Origin of the sequence: Phaeobacter porticola (assembly GCF_001888185.1) — a bacterium.
GTDB classification, from domain to species: Bacteria; Pseudomonadota; Alphaproteobacteria; order Rhodobacterales; family Rhodobacteraceae; genus Phaeobacter; species Phaeobacter porticola.
Map to the genome: position 1 here is coordinate 934,497 of NZ_CP016364.1, position 18,316 is coordinate 952,812.

The 18,316-nt window shown below is 59.5% G+C and carries 14 protein-coding genes; 9 read left to right on the forward strand and 5 right to left on the reverse strand.

Annotated features, from left to right (window positions below):
• Nucleotides 1-246 precede the first annotated feature (246 nt).
• The 9 genes from PhaeoP97_RS04610 to PhaeoP97_RS04650 all read left to right on the forward strand — a co-directional run bounded on the left by PhaeoP97_RS04610 (nucleotide 247) and on the right by PhaeoP97_RS04650 (nucleotide 12,117).
• Nucleotides 247-1,167, forward strand: a complete 921-nt coding sequence (locus PhaeoP97_RS04610; RefSeq protein ID WP_072504077.1) for a D-alanine--D-alanine ligase — start codon at nucleotides 247-249, stop codon at nucleotides 1,165-1,167.
• Nucleotides 1,155-2,048 carry a cell division protein FtsQ/DivIB gene (locus tag PhaeoP97_RS04615; protein WP_072504078.1) on the forward strand — a complete coding sequence of 298 codons (894 nt, stop codon included), beginning with the start codon at nucleotides 1,155-1,157 and terminating at the stop codon, nucleotides 2,046-2,048. The genes PhaeoP97_RS04610 and PhaeoP97_RS04615 overlap by 13 nt, the downstream gene beginning before the upstream one ends.
• A gap of 1 nt (nucleotide 2,049) precedes the next feature.
• Nucleotides 2,050-3,384, forward strand: a complete 1,335-nt coding sequence (ftsA, locus tag PhaeoP97_RS04620) for a cell division protein FtsA (protein WP_072504079.1) — start codon at nucleotides 2,050-2,052, stop codon at nucleotides 3,382-3,384.
• 476 nt (nucleotides 3,385-3,860) lie between these two features.
• On the forward strand, nucleotides 3,861-5,639 hold the full coding sequence (gene ftsZ, locus PhaeoP97_RS04625; protein WP_072504080.1) for a cell division protein FtsZ: 1,779 nt from the start codon (nucleotides 3,861-3,863) through the stop codon (nucleotides 5,637-5,639).
• 213 nt (nucleotides 5,640-5,852) lie between these two features.
• Nucleotides 5,853-6,788, forward strand: coding sequence for a UDP-3-O-acyl-N-acetylglucosamine deacetylase (gene lpxC / locus PhaeoP97_RS04630; RefSeq protein WP_072504081.1), 936 nt, complete (start codon nucleotides 5,853-5,855; stop codon nucleotides 6,786-6,788).
• 593 nt (nucleotides 6,789-7,381) lie between these two features.
• Complete coding sequence (locus tag PhaeoP97_RS04635; RefSeq protein WP_072504082.1) at nucleotides 7,382-8,230, forward strand: outer membrane protein assembly factor BamD; 849 nt, start codon at nucleotides 7,382-7,384, stop codon at nucleotides 8,228-8,230.
• Nucleotides 8,231-8,257: 27 nt separating this feature from the next.
• On the forward strand, nucleotides 8,258-9,904 hold the full coding sequence (gene recN, locus PhaeoP97_RS04640) for a DNA repair protein RecN (RefSeq protein ID WP_072504083.1): 1,647 nt from the start codon (nucleotides 8,258-8,260) through the stop codon (nucleotides 9,902-9,904).
• A gap of 113 nt (nucleotides 9,905-10,017) precedes the next feature.
• Nucleotides 10,018-11,709 (forward strand): chloride channel protein, encoded by a 1,692-nt coding sequence (locus tag PhaeoP97_RS04645; protein ID WP_072504084.1) that lies wholly within the window; start codon nucleotides 10,018-10,020, stop codon nucleotides 11,707-11,709.
• Nucleotides 11,710-11,925: 216 nt separating this feature from the next.
• Nucleotides 11,926-12,117 carry a hypothetical protein gene (locus PhaeoP97_RS04650; protein WP_072504085.1) on the forward strand — a complete coding sequence of 64 codons (192 nt, stop codon included), beginning with the start codon at nucleotides 11,926-11,928 and terminating at the stop codon, nucleotides 12,115-12,117.
• Nucleotides 12,118-12,511: 394 nt separating this feature from the next.
• Here PhaeoP97_RS04650 and PhaeoP97_RS04655 read toward each other — a convergent pair whose 3' ends face one another.
• The 5 genes from PhaeoP97_RS04655 to cobS form a co-directional block, all read right to left on the reverse strand.
• On the reverse strand, nucleotides 12,512-12,853 hold the full coding sequence (locus PhaeoP97_RS04655; protein ID WP_072504086.1) for a DUF427 domain-containing protein: 342 nt from the start codon (nucleotides 12,851-12,853) through the stop codon (nucleotides 12,512-12,514).
• A 61-nt stretch (nucleotides 12,854-12,914) separates the two neighbouring features.
• Nucleotides 12,915-14,717, reverse strand: a complete 1,803-nt coding sequence (locus PhaeoP97_RS04660) for an aminopeptidase P family protein (protein WP_072506298.1) — start codon at nucleotides 14,715-14,717, stop codon at nucleotides 12,915-12,917.
• A 273-nt stretch (nucleotides 14,718-14,990) separates the two neighbouring features.
• On the reverse strand, nucleotides 14,991-16,868 hold the full coding sequence (gene cobT, locus PhaeoP97_RS04665; RefSeq protein WP_072504087.1) for a cobaltochelatase subunit CobT: 1,878 nt from the start codon (nucleotides 16,866-16,868) through the stop codon (nucleotides 14,991-14,993).
• Nucleotides 16,865-17,236, reverse strand: coding sequence for a hypothetical protein (locus PhaeoP97_RS04670; RefSeq protein WP_072504088.1), 372 nt, complete (start codon nucleotides 17,234-17,236; stop codon nucleotides 16,865-16,867). Before PhaeoP97_RS04670 ends, cobT begins: the two co-directional genes overlap by 4 nt.
• 3 nt (nucleotides 17,237-17,239) lie before the next feature.
• On the reverse strand, nucleotides 17,240-18,226 hold the full coding sequence (gene cobS, locus PhaeoP97_RS04675; RefSeq protein ID WP_072504089.1) for a cobaltochelatase subunit CobS: 987 nt from the start codon (nucleotides 18,224-18,226) through the stop codon (nucleotides 17,240-17,242).
• Nucleotides 18,227-18,316: the final 90 nt, after the last annotated feature.

Genomic DNA, 18,316 nt, shown 5'->3' on the forward strand with positions numbered 1-18,316 from the left:
CGTGATGCCGCTTTGGGAATCGCAGTGGCAGGTGAATTGGAAAAGCGCGATCTTGGTAAAGGCACTGTTAACGGGCCGGTAACGTTTAAGACGTTAATGTGGTGACAGCACACCACATTGGTGCGGGCAGTGCAGGTCAGTCGCCTCGCAATGCAAAAAACAGGTCGCAGGATCTGTGAAAATTGGGGTCTTTCATGGCCCTGACAACAAGGGGCGCAAAGCCCCATAAGATTTGAGGCACTTGTCGTGGGTAAGTCGAGCAGGACACTCCCGAAAGTGGCGGTATTGATGGGTGGCCCCTCGGCGGAGCGCGAGGTGTCTTTGTCGACTGGGCGTGAATGCGCCGCCGCGCTGCGGGACGAGGGATATCAGGTTACAGAACTGGACGCGGGTCCGGATCTTGCCGCGCGTTTGCAGGCGGATCGCCCGGATGTTGTGTTCAACGCGCTGCATGGGCGTTGGGGCGAAGATGGCTGCGTGCAGGGTCTGTTGGAGTGGATGGGCATCCCCTATACCCATTCTGGTGTGCTGGCGTCGGCTTTGGCGATGGACAAGCAGCGGGCCAAATCCATTTACCGCGCCGCTGGTCTGCCGGTTGTCGAAAGTGGCATCTATTCCAAGACCGAGGTGATTGCGCGGCATGTGATGGCGCCGCCCTATGTGGTGAAACCCAACAACGAAGGCTCCAGCGTCGGTGTTTATCTGGTGAATGCGGTCGCCAATGGTCCGCCGCAGCTGTCGGAGGATATGCCCGATGAGGTGATGGTCGAAAGCTTTGCCCCGGGGCGTGAGCTGACCACCACGGTGCTTGGTGACAAGCCGCTGACGGTGACGGATATCCTGACTGATGGCTGGTACGACTATGACGCCAAATACAAGCCCGGCGGCTCGCGTCATGTGCTGCCTGCGGACATCCCCGAAGAGATCTTTGCGCTTTGCCTTGATTATGCGGTGAAGGCCCACGATGCGCTGGGCTGCCGCGGGATCAGCCGGACTGATTTCCGCTGGGATGAGGCGCGCGGCGCCGAAGGTCTGATCCTGTTGGAGACCAACACCCAGCCCGGCATGACGCCGACTTCGCTGACGCCCGAGCAGGCGGAACATAGCGGTATGACATTCGGGCAGCTTTGCGCCTGGCTGGTCGAGGATGCAACATGCCTTCGCTAATCGGTCGCTTCCGCAAATCCCGCGAGGGGCGCCCCGATCCGGCGCCGTCCCGGCTGACCTATCGTATTCAGCGCTGGATGCTGACGCCGGGCATTCGCTTTGGCCTTCGGTTCGGGGTGCCTTTTTGTCTGGTGTTTGTTGCGGGTGCTGGCTTTATGGCGGATGAAGCGCGGCGTGACCGGGTGCAGGTGATGATCAACGATCTGCGGGCTTCGATCGAAGAACGTCCAGAATTCATGGTCAATGTGATGGCCATTGACGGGGCTGGCGCCAGTGTTGACGACGATATTCGCGAAGTGGTGCCCATTGATTTTCCGATCAGCTCTTTTGATCTGGAGCTGACCCAGATCCGGGATGAAATCATTGGCCTGGACCCGGTGAAATCCGCCGACGTGCGCATCCGTCCGGGGGGCGTGTTGCAAATCACCGTCGAAGAACGGCAGCCAGCTGTGGTCTGGCGCAGCCACGAAGGGCTGGCCCTGCTGGATGACACGGGCGTTCATGTCGCAGAACTGGGCGCGCGCAATATGCACCCCGATCTGCCGTTGGTGGCGGGTCGAGGTGCGGATCAGGCAATCGAACAGGCGCTGCACCTCTTTTCCGTGGCCAAACCTTTGGGCCCGCGGATGCGCGGTCTTGTACGTATCGGAGAGCGCCGCTGGGATCTGGTTCTGGATCGTGGGCAACGCATCATGCTGCCCGCCGAAAAGCCGGTTTCGGCGCTGGAACGGGTGATCGCGGTGAGCGAAGTGCGCGATCTTCTGGAGCGCGACGTGGCGGCTGTGGATATGCGTCTGGCCGCGCGTCCCACAGTACGAATGACACAGAACGCCGTCGAGGACTGGTGGCGGATCAGGCAGTTGAACGCAGGCGGGCAATGAGATGACAGATCTATATCAATCCCAGCGAGCCATGCGGCAGATGCGGCGTCAGGCTATGCAACGTGGGGTCGTGGCTATTCTTGACGTGGGCAGCTCCAAGATTGCCTGCCTGGTGCTGCGCTTTGACGGCACCGGTCGGCTGAGCGAAGATAACTCCATCGGGTCTTTGGCTGGCCAGTCGGGGTTTCGGGTGATTGGGGCTGCGACCACCCGTTCACGCGGGGTGCAGTTTGGTGAGATCACCGCCATGCAGGAGACCGAACGCGCCATCCGTACCGCGGTTCAGGCTGCGCAGAAGATGGCCGAGGTTCGTGTCGATCATGTGATCGCCTGTTTTTCCGGGGCCAATCCGCGCTCCTACGGGCTGGATGCGCAGGTCGATCTGGAAGGTCAGGTGGTGACCGAGAATGAAATTGCCCGCGTTCTGGCAGCCTGCGAAGTGCCAGAATATGGCGCCGGGCGCGAGGTGCTGCATGCTCAGCCGGTGAATTTCGCGCTCGACAACCGGTCGGGTTTGAATGATCCGCGCGGGCAGATGGGTCAGACGCTGGCGGCAGATATGCATATGCTGACGGTTGATGCGCTGACGGTGCAGAATCTGGTGCGTTGTATCCAGCGTTGTGATCTGGAACTGGCAGGGATTGCCTCCTCCGCCTATGCCTCCGGCTTTGCCGCGCTGGTTGAGGATGAGCAGGAGCTGGGTGCCGCCTGTATCGATATGGGCGGCGGCTCGACCTCGATCTCGGTCTTTATGAAGAAGCATATGATCTATGCTGATGCGGTGCGTATGGGCGGCGATCACATTACGAGCGATATCTCCATGGGTCTGGGTGTGCCCACGGCCAATGCCGAGCGGATTAAGACCTTTCACGGTGGCGTCCATGCCACTGGCGCCGATGACCGTGAGATGATTGATATTCACGCAGACACTGGCGATTGGGAGCATGATCGCCGCGCCGTCAGCCGGGCCGAACTGATCGGTATTATGCGTCCGCGTGTCGAAGAAATCCTGGAGGAAGTCCGGGCCCGTCTGGATGCCGCCGGATTCGACAGCCTGCCGAGCCAACAGATCGTACTGACCGGCGGATCCAGTCAGATCATGGGCCTGGACGGGCTTGCCAGCCGCATTCTGGGACAGCAGGTGCGTCTTGGTAGGCCGTTGCGCGTTCACGGCCTGCCGCAATCGGCGACCGGTCCGGGCTTTGCCTCTGCCGTTGGTCTCAGCCTGTTTGCCGCCCATCCGCAGGACGAGTGGTGGGATTTTGAAATGCCGGTGGATCGCAACGCCAGCGGCACGCTGAAGCGCGCGGTGAAGTGGTTCCGCGACAACTGGTAAGATTCACGATTTTACCTTTTCGAACAGAAAGAGCGGGGAACTCCTCGCCCTTTTTTGCCTTTGGATTGCGTGTCTGTGGCATTGTGAGATCAGAAATTAGGAAATTGTTAACGAAAAACTTCGTGTTTGCGCGGTTTCGCGGGTGACAGCGAAATCCCGCCGCGTTAAAGTTTCACTAACGATCGCAACATGCGGCGCAAGCAGGCCGAGCAGTGGCCACCAGTATCAGTGACGAGATGTGCTTTCGAGGGCTTTGGTTTTCGGAGGCCAGCGTCATGTTGTGGTGTGTTGCATGGCTTTCCACAGCATTTGCCAAAATCGGCGAAATGTCGCGAAATTAGACAATACTATGTCTATATTTTGTGGAAAATAGCGCTTTTTTGGATGACGCGACTCGTGCTGCGCGGTAAGATTGTCGCAAAGATGGACAGGAATAGGCCCTTGCGGGAGGGCTGATAAACACAGGCGGAACGAGCATGACCTTGAACCTTTCGATGCCCGGCCAGGAAGAGCTGAAGCCCCGGATTACCGTATTCGGCGTCGGTGGGGCAGGCGGCAATGCCGTCAACAACATGATCGACAAGCAGCTGGACGGCGTGGATTTTGTCGTCGCCAATACTGACGCGCAGGCGCTTCAGCAAAGCGCCTCCAAAAGCCGCGTCCAGCTGGGCATCAAAGTCACCGAAGGTCTGGGCGCGGGTGCGCGCCCCTCGGTTGGGTCTGCTGCCGCTGAAGAGAGCATCGAACAGATCGTGGATCATCTCGCGGGGGCGCATATGTGCTTTATCACCGCGGGTATGGGCGGTGGCACTGGCACCGGCGCAGCGCCGATCATCGCGCAGGCCGCCCGTGAATTGGGTGTGCTGACCGTAGGTGTTGTCACCAAACCGTTCCAGTTCGAAGGCAACAAGCGGATGCGTCAGGCCGAGGAGGGTGTCGAAGCCCTGCAGAAGGTCGTCGACACGCTGATCATCATTCCGAACCAGAACCTGTTCCGCCTGGCCAATGAAAAGACTACGTTCACCGAAGCCTTCTCTATGGCGGATGACGTGCTGTATCAGGGTGTCAAAGGCGTGACCGACCTGATGGTGCGTCCGGGTCTCATCAACCTCGACTTTGCGGACGTGCGCGCCGTAATGGACGAGATGGGCAAGGCGATGATGGGCACCGGCGAAGCTGAGGGCGAAGATCGCGCGGTTCAGGCCGCCGAGAAGGCCATCGCGAACCCGCTGCTCGATGAAATCAGCCTCAAGGGCGCGAAGGGTGTTCTGATCAACATCACCGGCGCACATGACCTGACCCTGTTTGAGCTGGACGAAGCGGCCAACCGTATTCGCGAAGAGGTCGATCCCAACGCAAACATCATCGTCGGTTCCACCCTCGACACAGACATGGAAGGCAAAATGCGTGTCTCCGTTGTTGCTACCGGTATCGACGCTGTCGATGTGCATTCTGATCTGCCGGTTCCGCGACGCCCGATGTCCGCGCCGTTGAAGCAGACTGTAAGCGTTGAAGATAGCCGCGCCACCGCGCCGCTGGAGTTGAGCACGCCGGTTGAGCAGCCGATTGCTGCTTCGGCAGAAGCTGTTACCGGGCAGGAAGAACCGTCGCTGTTCTCTGACTTCGACAATGGCCAGGCCGCCGCTGAAGGTCACTACGAAGAGGTTCTGGAAGAGCCGGGCGAACAGCTTGGGGCGGACGGCCTACCTGCACCTGCGTATCAGGCGCCCAGCAGTGTGCCGGAATTCCAGCCGCAGTCCAACGTTGCGACCAATCAGGCGGAGAGCTTCATCGCGCCCAAGGCCCCAGCACCGGGTACGCCGTCGCCTGAGGCCATCGTGCGTCTGCAAGCCGCCGCGCAGCGCGCCCAACCGCAGCAGCCGATGCAGCAGCGCCCGTCGATTGATGCGGTGCAAACGCGCGCGCCTCAACCGCAGCAGGTGCAACAGCAGCAGCCCCAGCAGCAGCAGCCCGCCGCAGCGGGACAGGAGCAGCGTCGCTTTGGTCTCAACTCTCTGATCCACCGGATGACAGGGAATACGGCTGAGGGTCAGCAGCCCGCCACTCCGCAGCAGCCCGCACGTCAGCAACCGACCATGCAGCAGGCACCTGCGCAGCAGCCTATGCCGGTGCATCAGCCACAGGTTGCGCATCAGACACAGCAGGCCGCGCCCGCAGCGCAGCCGCAGCGGCAGGTCAACCCGGAGCAGGAACGCATCGAAATTCCCGCGTTCTTGCGCCGTCAGGCCAATTAATCTGATCACATAAAAGATGAAGAGGTCGCCGAAGGGCGACCTTTTTTTGTTTATATTCAAGGATTTATTATGTGGCTGGCAGTGTTTTGCCTATCCGTTACATGGATGTTTCATTCCGTTACAAAGATTGAGTTGAGGCTTGCGTGGTGACACCTTACCTCTGTTTCGCAACACGGCCCCTATGAGGCTGGACCATACGAGACGAGGCGCAACGTGCAAAATACGCTTAAAGCATCGGTGACATTTGACGGCGTGGGGCTCCACTCTGGCAAACCTGTTCGCATGATTCTGAAGCCTGCGTCTGCGGGCCATGGCATCTGCTTCCGGCGCACCGATATCGCTTTGGGCAACACGATGGTTCCGGCTCTGTGGGATCGGGTCGAACGGACGCCGCTCTGTACCCGTCTTGTCAATGCGTCCGGCGTGGCGGTGTCCACCGTGGAACACATCATGGCGGCGCTGGCTGGTTGTGGTATCCATAATGTGATGATTGACATCGACGGTCCCGAAGTGCCGATCATGGATGGCTCTTCCGCGCATTTCGTCCGCGGCATCATGCAAAAGGGCCTTCGTCGCCTGGGTGTGCCAGTCATGGCCTATCAGATGCTGAAGCCTGTCACGGTCAGCCAGGATGGTGCGACAGCAACCTTGCTACCCAGCAATCGCCTGACCATTGAATTCCACATTGATTTTGCCGAAGCCGCCATTGGCCGCCAGAGCAAAACACTTGATCTGCGCAATGGGTCCTTTGCCCGTGAGCTGTGTGACAGTCGGACGTTCTGTAGCCGCTCTGATGTAGAAACCATGCAGGCCAACGGTCTGGCTCTTGGTGGTGTGCCGGGTGAAAACGCCGTTGTGTTTGATGGTCCGCAGGTTGAAAGTGGTACTGGTCTGCGTCACCGGGATGAACCCGTCCGCCACAAGATGCTGGACGCGCTGGGAGATCTGTCGCTGGCAGGCGGTCCGGTGTTTGGACATTACATCGGCGAACGTGCAGGGCATTCCCTGACCAACACATTGCTGCGTGCGGTCTTTGCAACCCCTGGTGCCGTGCGCCAGGTGTCCTGTGATGCCGCCATGACGGCGCGCTTGCCCGGTCAGGGTTTGGTCTGGGCAGAGATTCCGACCGACGCGCGCCGCGTCGCGTAATTGAATTGAGGTGATCGGGCGGGAACGTCGGCTGGGGGGCCTGACGTTCTACCCGGGTTCCCCCGGCAAACGGGGCGCACCTGGCGCCAACCAGACCTCGCACTGCAACGACAGTGTCCTGGTCACTTTCGAACAGAGGAATGCAGCATGGACGCCGGGCGCAGGCTGCATCGTGGTTCGACCCAATACAGGCCAATGCGTTGGCGCGCCCAACCGGAGCAACACAGCGCCGGGGGCACCGGGGGGAGATCTTCGAGCCGTTCTTTGGCTCAGACGCTATAGGGGCGGAGCGGTTCGAAGATCACATTCCTGCACAAGCCAGAACGCCGGTCACGATCCCTGTGGAGGGGCGCGACCGGCGATTTATTGTGTCTGAGTGTTTGCCGGCGCGGGGAGACCAAAGCGCCCGGTGATCGGGTCACATTCTGGCGCGCAGAGGGGCGCAGGGCTTTCACACTCTTGACCCCGTCGCGCTTTCTCTGCCAAGTGGGCTGGAAATCGGTTAAAGACGTTTTGTGCGTCAAATGAATGTGCTAGACCGGGCAGAACCGGGGTTCACACCCGTAAGTAAATGACGGTGAGGTTAGGCGAACATGATTGGCATGGGGGCGGCAGCCAAAACCATCGGCGCGGTTCTTCTGGTAGCTGCGCTTTCGGGCTGCGGTGGAGACGGAGGCGCGGCCAAGAGTTCACAACCGCTGGAAGGCTTTACGCCGGAACAGATCTACGAACGCGGCGAATTCGAGATGGAACGCAACCGGACCGAGGATGCGGCGTTCTACTTCTCTGAAATCGAGCGGCTTTACCCCTATTCGTCCTGGGCGAAACAGGCGTTGATCATGCAGGCCTATGCCTATCACCTGGGCCGGGACTATGAGGACAGCCGGGCCGCTGCGCAGCGTTACATTGATTTTTATCCAACCGAGGAAGATGCCGCTTATGCGCAGTATCTTCTGGCGCTCAGCTATTATGACCAAATCGACGAAGTTGGTCGCGATCAGGGCCTGACCTTCCAGGCGCTGCAATCGCTGCGGACCGTGATCGAGGTCTATCCTGACAGTGAATATACCAGCTCTGCCATCCTGAAATTTGATCTCGCCTTTGACCATCTGGCGGGCAAGGAAATGGAAATCGGCCGATATTATCTGCGCAAGGGGCATTATACCTCTGCCGTGAACCGGTTCCGCGTTGTGGTCGAGGACTTTCAGACCACCAGCCATACCGCAGAGGCGTTGCACCGTCTGGTCGAAGCCTATCTGTCATTGGGGCTGGTGGCCGAGGCACAGACAGCTGGCGCCATTCTGGGCCATAACTATCAATCGACTGAATGGTATGAGGACAGCTTTAAGCTGCTGACACAAAACGGGCTGAAAATGCGCAATGTCGGCAATAATTGGCTGAGCCAGATCTACCGCCAGTCCATCAAGGGCGAGTGGCTGTAATCGCCACTCCCGCAATGAGGCCGGGCCATGCTGCGCGCGCTTGATATCCGCGATATCCTGATTATTGACCATCTGGAACTGAATTTTCAGGCCGGGCTTAATGTGCTGACGGGGGAAACTGGGGCGGGTAAGTCGATCCTGCTGGATTCTCTTGGATTTGTGCTAGGCTGGCGGGGGCGCGCCGAATTGGTACGCCAAGGCGCCAAGCAGGGCGAGGTGATGGCCGAGTTTGACCTGACACCAGATCATCCTGCCCATGCGGTTCTGGCAGAGGCCGGGTTGCCGACAGGGGACACACTGCTGTTGCGCCGCGTGAATACGGCTGAGGGGCGCAAGACCGCATGGGTCAATGACCGGCGTTGTTCGGGCGAGGTTCTGCGCGCCCTTTCGGACACCCTGCTGGAACTACACGGGCAGCATGATGATCGGGGGCTGCTGAACCCGCGCGGTCACCGGGCCATGCTGGATGAATTTGCCAACCTCGCTGACATGCTTGTCACCGTTCGGGAGCGCTGGACCACTGCCAGCCGGGCCCGCAAGATGGTGAGTGAGACCCGGATCGCGCTGGAGGCCATTCGCGCTGAGGAAGATTTTCTGCGGCACGCAGTGGCGGAGCTGGATGCGCTGGACCCGCAACCGGGCGAGGATGCAGCTCTGGATCTGCGCCGCAGGGATATGCAGTCGGCCGAGCGTATTCGCGGGGATATCCAGCGCGCCCAGAGCCTGCTGACCGGCGGGGCTGATGCCGCGCTTAGCGATGCGCAGCGCTGGCTTGAGGGCGTCGCGGATCAGGCTCAATCAGCATTGGATGCGCCAATCGCGGCCTTGTTGCGGGCGATGATCGAATTGGGCGAGGCGCAGGACGGCGTCGCCCGTGTGCTGGATGGACTGGATTTCAATCCGGGTGAGCTGGAAGACTGCGAGGAGCGCCTGTTTGCGATCCGCGCGCTGGCACGCAAGCATGACGTGCTGCCAGACGATCTGGGCGGCTATGCTGATACATTGCGCCAGAAATTGGCCGCGGTGGACGCAGGAGATCAAGATCTCGCTGATCAAGAGGCGGCATTGGCCGAAGCTGAGGCCGCCTATGCAGGTGCGGCGGATCAGTTGTCGGCTGCGCGGCGTGAAACCGCAGCGGCGCTGGATGCCGCCGTTATGGCCGAATTGGCACCGCTGAAGATGGAGCGCGCAGTTTTTGAAACGCGGGTGACCGACGCAGAGGCCGGGCCTGAGGGCAAGGACGCGGTGGCCTTTACCGTTGCGACCAATCCTGGCGCGCCCGCAGGCCCATTGAACAAGATTGCATCGGGCGGCGAATTGAGCCGGTTCTTGTTGGCGCTCAAGGTTTGTTTGCGTGGCGAGACCGGCAATCAGACGATGATTTTCGACGAGATCGACCGTGGCGTCGGCGGGGCCACGGCGGATGCGGTTGGCCGTCGTCTGAAATCGCTGGCCGATGGCGGGCAGGTTCTTGTGGTCACGCATTCGCCCCAGGTGGCGGCGCAGGGCGCACATCACTGGCGTGTTCAGAAACGGGTGGTTGATGGACAAACCCTGTCTGAGGTGGTGCCGCTGGACGACGATGAGCGCGTCGACGAATTGGCGCGTATGGTTTCAGGTGATACCATCACCCCAGAAGCGCGCGCAGCCGCTCGGGCGCTCTTGGCTGGATAGCTATTTTCCTGTGTCTTCTGGGGCTAAGCTCTTGGAATTTGACGTTGGATTAATATCCAGTCGATTATTGTGCTGCGCACAGACAGACAATCGACACCGGGACAATCGGGTTTATGCCACAGACACTTCGCTCCACTATTTCGGCCCAAATGGCACAGGGGGTTGCCGGGGCGCGGGATCTGTGGCGGGTGCTGCGACATCGCGGGCCGAGCCAGTTCCAGTTCTGGTTCATTGCCCTGCTGATCGGGATCGCGGCCGGCTTTGCTGCACTGTTTTTCCGCAAAGGTATCACCGCTTTTCAAGCTTGGGTCTATGGCGCTGAGGATGTGAATTTCCTGCATAGTTTTGCGCAGGATATGCCCTGGCATTGGGTGGTGATCATTCCCACACTTGGCGGTTTGGTAGTGGGGCTGATCCTGCATCGATTCACCCCTGACGCACGGGTGCGGTCGGTTGCTGATGTGATCGAGGGGGCTGCGCTTGGCAATGGGCGGGTTGAGACACGCGCCGGTCTGGCGTCGGCCTGCGCGTCTTTCATCACGCTGAGCACGGGCGGGTCTACAGGGCGGGAGGGGCCGGTTGTGCATATGGCCGGTGTGATCTCGACCTGGGTCAGCAATCGCATACAGGCCGATGGCATCACTGGGCGTGATTTGTTGGGATGTGCGGTGGCTGCTGCGGTTTCAGCCAGCTTCAACGCTCCCATTGCGGGTGCGCTTTTCGCGCTTGAGGTGGTGCTGCGACATTTTGCGGTTCACGCCTTTGCCCCCATCGTCATCGCCTCTGTTGCAGGAACGGTGATCAACCGATTGGAATATGGCGATGTCACCGAATTTGATCTCGTCACACCTGGTGCTTTGCAGTTCTATGTGGAGCTGCCGGCCTTTCTGATGCTTGGGTTGATTTGCGGGCTGGTGGCTGTGGTGCTGATGCGGTCGATCTTCTTTGCCGAGCAGATCGGCAGCGCGCTTCAGGACAAGCTCGGCCTGCCGCGCTGGCTGCGTCCGGCTGCCGCCGGTTTGCTGCTGGGTGTGATGGCGGTTTGGTTCCCTCACATCATCGGCGTTGGCTATGAAACGACGGTGCTGGCGCTGACCGGGGCATTGGTTCTACATCAGACCATCCTGTTGGCCATGGTCAAGACCGCTGCTGTGGCCATCACCATGGGCGGGCGCATGGGGGGCGGGGTGTTTTCACCCTCGCTGATGGTTGGGGCGCTGACCGGTCTGGCCTTTGGTCTGATCGCAACAAGAGTGCTGCCTGATATTTCGGGCACCCATACGCTTTATGCTTTTGCCGGGATGGGGGCCGTCGCTGCGGCTGTCCTGGGCGCACCAATATCGACCACGTTGATCGTGTTCGAGCTGACTGGGGATTGGCAGATCGGTTTGGCGGTGATGGTTGCGGTGTCCATGTCCACCGCCCTGGCCTCGCGCATTGTGGACCGGTCGTTTTTTCTCACTCAGCTGGAGCGCCGCAATATCCATTGTGCAGCAGGTCCACAGGCTTATCTTTTGTCGATGTTGCGGGCCGGTGCGGTGATGCGCCCGCTGGGAGACCCGCGCTGTCCTAGCGCCGAGGATTGCGCCGAATTGATTGATCAGGGGTTGTGCATCCGCGCCTCTGCGTCCCTGGAGGCGGCGATGCCGATCTTTGATCGGGCTGAGTTGGCATATCTGCCGGTGTTGACCGAAGATCCAACCAGCGAAAATTCGCCGAATCTGATTGGGGCCCTTTTCCACATTGATTCGCTCAAAGCTTACAACCGCGCGTTGGCCGCTGCGGCTGCGGAAGAACACAGTTGACGGTTGAAGTCTGCGGCGATTGACGGTCAGTTTGCGACATTAGCCATATAGGTATCGCTCAAAGACAAGTTTACCCGCAAAAGACGATCTCGAATATGTGATATTTCTGAAACGGGTGCCCCCTTTTTTTCTTAAGAAAATTTAACCTTTGTCGGTTCCTTGGATAAAATATGGTTAACATCAAGCTAATGGTGATCATTCTTCGGAAGTGAAAACATGCAATATGAAAAAATCAGCCCGACAGAGGCTGAACACGTGGCGAAGGCAGTTGAGCAAGAGAATGAACGGGCGTCTTACGAGGCATTGATTGACTATGTCGTTCAAAGTGCACGTGATGCGCAGATGTTCTGTACGGGCGAGTCCGTAGAGGAGGCGCGTCGGCATCTATGCCAGACGATTTTCAACTAACGTCCGAATTAATTAAGACGCCCCGTTTCGGTGTTTAATTGGTATTGTTTTTAAATCTGTAAATCTGCTGAAATCTTTCCGGCCAGGGGCAATAATCTCAGAGACGTATTACGGAAAATGTGATCGTCATACGTGTGTGACGTGCGCTATATGAACACGCGATAATGTCCCATTCGCACATGTTTAATATGGCTCATGTCGTATTTGGCTTACTTTGACCTACGCCGGCACCGGCACTGGCGATGTCTGCCTCGGGCAGTTTTGGATGGCCTTGACCCGCGTTCAATGCCGTCAAGGTCGATGAGCGGATCACTGCTTGTTGACGAAAAAGGCGCCCCGGAACGGGACGCCTCTGAAAAACCGGCAGCATATATCCGCCGATGAATTTTAGATCTCAGATCTGTTCAACCTTAACGCTGTCGCTCACAACAAAGGCCAGATGGTCTTTGATTTCAGCGACCGCGTCATTGGGGTTTTCATAGCTCCAGACGGCATTGTCGGTGACGGTGGATTTGTTCACGATCGAAAAATAGCTGGCGTCGCCTTTGTCGGCGCAATGGGTGGTCTTGTCGCTGCGGTCCAGCAGCGCTGTTGCGATATCACCACGAGGAAAATAGATGACGGGTGCAAGATCGCCCTCGCTCAGTTCCAGCGCGTTAGCGCTTTCGCCCAGCACGGCGCCACCAGACCGCACCACCCAGGTGCCTGCTGCTTTGCGAATTTGTATCTTTGTCATGTCTTTTCCTTCACGTCGTTCGTCACGGATCAATATCGTTTTCAGATGTAACACTGCGGTATCACAGCGGTGCCGTTACGGCACTCAGCCAGCGCTGCGCGGGCCGTGTTACGTTGGGTCCTATCTTAGCGGCCACGGCGGCATGATAGGCGTTCAGCCAGTCCCGCTCTGTCTTTGTCAGCATCTCTGCGACGATCAGTCGTCGATCCAAAGGGGCATAGGTCAGGGTGCGCCAGTGGAGCATCTCGCGGTCGGCATCGCCGCTGGCGAGCATCGTGGCAGGTTGCACCACCAGCAGATTTTCGATCCTGATGCCAAAGGCCCCTTCGCGGTAGTACCCCGGTTCATTCGAAAGGATCATACCTGCTTCCAGGGGCACGGTGCCCGCGCGGCTCAGCCGTTGCGGTCCCTCATGTACACTGAGAAACGCGCCAACGCCATGGCCCAGGCCGTGATTGAAATCCTGCCCTGCCTGCCACAGCGGCACACGGCCAACGGCTTCGATGTCGCGCCCCGCAAGGCCTTTGGGCCAGCGTAGCTGCGACATGGCGATCATGCCCTGCAAAACCCGCGTATAGGCTTGCTGTGCATCTTTGGGTGGTGTGCCGATGGCAAGGGTGCGGGTGATGTCAGTGGTGCCGTCCAGGTATTGTCCGCCACTATCCAGAACCAGAAGTTGGCCGTCCTCCAGTGGTGCATTGCTGTCCTCGCTCACCCGGTAGTGGATGATTGCGCCGTTGGGTCCGGTGCCGGAGATTGTGTCAAAGCTGATGTCCCGCAGATTTGGATCCTTGCGGCGCTCAGCCTCCAGGTGCTTTACCACGTCGATTTCGGTGACGCTGCCGGGTGGTTGCGCGTCGAGCCAGGCCAATGTTTCGACCAGTGCTGCACCATCGCGCAGATGCGCAGCGGCGCTGCCGTCGATTTCAGCCGCGCATTTGCGCGCTTTTGGCAGCATGCAGGGATCGCCAGCAGGGGCCAGACTATCTCCCAATTGATCGGCGACAATCTGGGGCAGGGAACTGAGATCGCCTGCGATGGCGGCGTTATCAATCTGCGCCAGTTCAGCCACTGCGGCCAAGAAGGCAGCAGGCGGGTGGATCTGGACACAACCGCCCAGATGGCCGGTCACATCAGCCAGCTTTTGTGCGGCCATGAATAGATCAACCCGGGCATCATGGTGCAGAATGGCAAAACCATGGGCGACCGGGTTGTGCGCGATATCGCTGCCGCGGATGTTCAGCAGCCACATGATGCTATCGGGAAGGGTTATCACCGCGGCCTGCTGACCGGCGCTGCGCAGCTCAGCGGCCAATGTGGCGATCTTCTCTTCGGCAGGGACGCCAGCATAGGCCAGCGGATGGGCCGTGACCGGCTGCATCGGTGGGGCAGGTTGATCCGGCCAGACGCGGTCCACCAGATTGTCGCATTGGACAAAGCTGATGCCATGCGGCGCCAGCGCCGTTGTCAGCGCGCGCATTTGGCTGGTAGCATGCAGCCAAGGGTCATAACCGATACGCCCACCCGCTGGCAGCTGTTCCCGGAGCCAGTCGGACAACTGCACCTCGGGCCAGTGAACCGGGGTGAAGACCTCCGCGATTTGTTGTTTCACTTGCGTGCGGTAGCGCCCGTCGATAAAGACGCCTGCTACATCCATCAGTGCCGCACAAAACCCGGCAGAGCCTGTAAACCCGGTGAGCCAGGCAAGACGTTCATCGCCGGCAGCGACATATTCCCCCTGATGGGCATCGGCACGGGGCACCAGAAAACCATCCAGACCCTCGCGGGTCAGCTCTTGGCGCAGTGCGGCCAACCGGGGCGGGCCTTGGTCCGGGCGGGTTGTGACGTCAAAAGTCTGAAACATCTGGTCACTCATCGTGGCGCTCCAAATCTGTGGGTGGTCTGCCGGTGCTGTGCCGCCGATCCTGGCAGCAGGCCGCGCGATCACGTCGTGCGACAAGGGCAGATGCAAGAAAAAGGCGCGCCAGTTATTGTTGGCGCGCGCTGTTATCTTGTTGTTCCAAATCCAAGGCGCAGAGGCAAGCCCCCGGAGCAGAAACTTCGCAATCAAAAAGCCCCGCCGCTAGGCGGGGCTTTTGAAAACCAACACGGACCAGTTTGCAGAGGCGGCGGCGTGTCAGCCAGCGCGTTTGATGCCCATCACCCGGGCGCGGGCGCGCGGATCGCTGTCAAACAATGCGGCCAGCTGTTCAGTCATGGCGCCGGCCAGCTGTTCGACATCGGTAATGGTCACCGCGCGGTCATAGTAGCGGGTGACGTCATGGCCGATCCCGATGGCCAGCAATTCGACCTGTTTGCGCCGTTCCACCATGGCAATCACATCGCGCAAGTGTTTTTCCAGATAGTTGGCAGGGTTCACCGAAAGCGTGCTGTCATCCACCGGTGCGCCATCGGAAATCACCATCAGGATTTTGCGGGCCTCTTGCCGCGCGACCATACGGCGATGCGCCCATTCCAGCGCCTCGCCATCAATGTTTTCCTTCAAGAGGCCCTCTTTCATCATCAGACCCAGATTGGTACGAGTCCGGCGCATCGGGGCGTCAGCACGTTTGTAGATGATGTGGCGCAGATCATTCAGGCGACCGGGCAGTTGTGGGCGGCCGTCGTTCAGCCAGGCCTCGCGCGCGAGCCCACCTTTCCAGGCGCGGGTGGTAAATCCGAGGATTTCGACCTTTACGTTGCACCGTTCCAGCGTGCGCGCCAGAACATCGGCGCAGATTGCAGCGATGGAAATCGGACGTCCCCGCATGGAGCCGGAGTTGTCCAGTAGCAGCGTCACCACGGTGTCACGGAATTCGGTATCTTTTTCGTGTTTGAAGGACAGCGGCGTGGTGGGGTTGGCAACCACACGGGCCAGACGGCCGGCATCCAGCGTGCCTTCTTCGAGATCAAACTCCCAGCTGCGGTTCTGCTGCGCCTGAAGGCGGCGCTGCAATTTGTTGGCCAAGCGGCTGACGGCACCTTTTAGTGGCTCAAGTTGCTGATCGAGATAGGCGCGCAGGCGTTCCAGTTCGGCGGGTTCTGCCAGATCTTCGGCTGCAATCTCTTCGTCATGGGTGTCCAGAAACACCTTGTAGTCGGGATCCGCGTCAGACGCTGCGGGCGGGGCGGGGGGCTCCAGCGGGGCCTCGCCGTCGGGCATTTCGGTCTCTTCGCCGCTGTCTTCCTCGGCCATCTCATCCATGGAGACCTGCGCCTGACTTTCGTCTTGCTGCTGCTCCTGAGCCTGCTCGGGGTTGGCGTCGGCTTCTTCCTCGTCGGAGTCGTCCTGACCGTTGCTATCGGGGTCCTGCTCTTCTTCGGCGTCCTCTTTGGCGTCGCTGTCCTGCTCGTCGTCAAGCTGATCCGGGTCATCGCCCAGCTGGTCGCCATAGCCAAGGTCAGTGATCACCTGCCGTGCAAATTTGGCGAACGCGGCCTGATCCGCGATGGTTTCGTCCAGGTTGGCCAGCGTGTCACCGGCCTGCTGTTCGATAAAACCGCGCCAGAGTTCCATCACATTGGCGGCGGCCTCTGGCATCGGGCGGCCTGTTGCCAGGTGGCGGATTAGATAGCCGGCTGACACCGCAAGCGGGGCCTCGGTTGCGGATTTGATCTGGTCATACCCCTTGCGCAGGGCCTCGTTCTGGATCTTCACGTCGATGTTGGAGGCGGTGCCGGGCATGTGCCGCGCGCCCATGGCCTCGCAGCGGGCAGATTCCATAGCCTCGTAGAGATCCCGCGCCATATCGCCGGGAGGGGCGTATCTGGTATGTGTGGCAGCGTCGTGAAACTTGTGGCGCAGCGCTAGCGCATCGGCGGTGCCACGAGCCAGCAGAACCTCTTCGCGGCTCATCCGACGGGAGACCTGCGGAAGCCGCATGCTGTCACCCGACATTCCAGCCGGGTCAACGGAATAGGACACGTTCAATTCCGGGTCGTTGGCCATGACCTTGGTGGCTTCGGCCAGCGCCTTCTTGAACGGATCGGCTGGGTTATCGTTCGGCTTTTTCATGGTTCAAGCTTTCTCAAGCATCCAGAATAGTAATCCCATCCTTCCGCTTGCAGTTCTTTGGTCCGTGTGGCGATTGAGGCCTTTACATCTGTTTGTCTCTTTTCATACTCCATCCAGGCCCACGCGGCAAAAGCTGCTTGGACTAGGCCCATGGTAATGAGAAACGCCGGTTGTTCGAAGCCCAGCAGTACCGCAACGCTTGCTAACCCGATGAAGCCTGCTAGGAGACACAAGTTAAGTATTTCTTGTCTGCCTAGCTGAATACCCCCCAGTGTCTGCTCAATCACAAGCGTCTCGTAGGCGATGGTCCGAACTTTTTTAGGGACAGTTTCATCAAACAACCATTCCGATGCAGACTGAGGCTCCATTGTTTATCCTAGGCTCACGCTCGCAGCGCTCTCCGGCAGCTCTTCGTCAAAGCAGCGCTGGTAGAACTCGGCAACGGTCTGGCGCTCCAGCTCGTCGCATTTGTTCAGGAACGACAGGCGGAAGGCATAGCCCACATCGCGGAAAATCTCGACGTTCTGCGCCCAGTTGATGACGGTCCGGGGCGACATCACGGTGGAAAGGTCGCCGTTCATAAAGGCGGTCCGGGTGAGGTCGGCGACGGTCACCATCTGGCTGATGGTTTTGCGACCCTTCTCGGTGTTGTAATGCGGTGCCTTGGACAGGACGATAGCGCTTTCGGCGTCATGGCTGAGGTAGTTCAGCGTCGCCACCAGCGACCAACGGTCCATCTGGGCCTGGTTGATCTGCTGGGTGCCATGGTACAGCCCGGTGGTGTCGCCAAGACCAACGGTGTTGGCGGTCGCAAACAGGCGGAAGAACGGGTTCGGGGTGATGATCTCGTTCTGGTCCAAAAGGGTCAGCTTGCCGTCATGCTCCAGAACCCGCTGGATCACGAACATCACATCGGCGCGGCCAGCGTCATATTCGTCGAACACAATCGCAACCGGGTTGCGCAGCGCCCACGGCAGAATGCCTTCGTGGAATTCGGTGACCTGCTTGCCGTCACGCAGTTTGATCGCGTCCTTGCCGATCAGGTCGATACGGGAGATGTGGCTGTCGAGGTTCACCCGCACAGAGGGCCAGTTCAGCCGCGCGGCGACCTGTTCGATATGGGTCGATTTACCAGTGCCGTGGTAGCCTTGGATCATCACACGACGGTTGTGCGAGAAACCGGCCAAGATCGCCAGCGTCGTTTCGGGATCAAATTTATAGGTCGAGTCGGTGGCGGGCACCCGGTCAGAGCCTTCGGCAAAGCCCTTGACGGTCATGTCCGTATCAATCCCGAACACATCACGCACCGAAAGGGTTTCGGTGGGTTTCGCGTTCATATCCAGCATACCGTCGGTCATCGCAGTCGATCCTTATCCTCATCCGCGCAGCGTCCGTCGGCTGCGGGCAATCCGGTGGATTGGTGCCCGATCTCGTCCGCAATCGCAAGG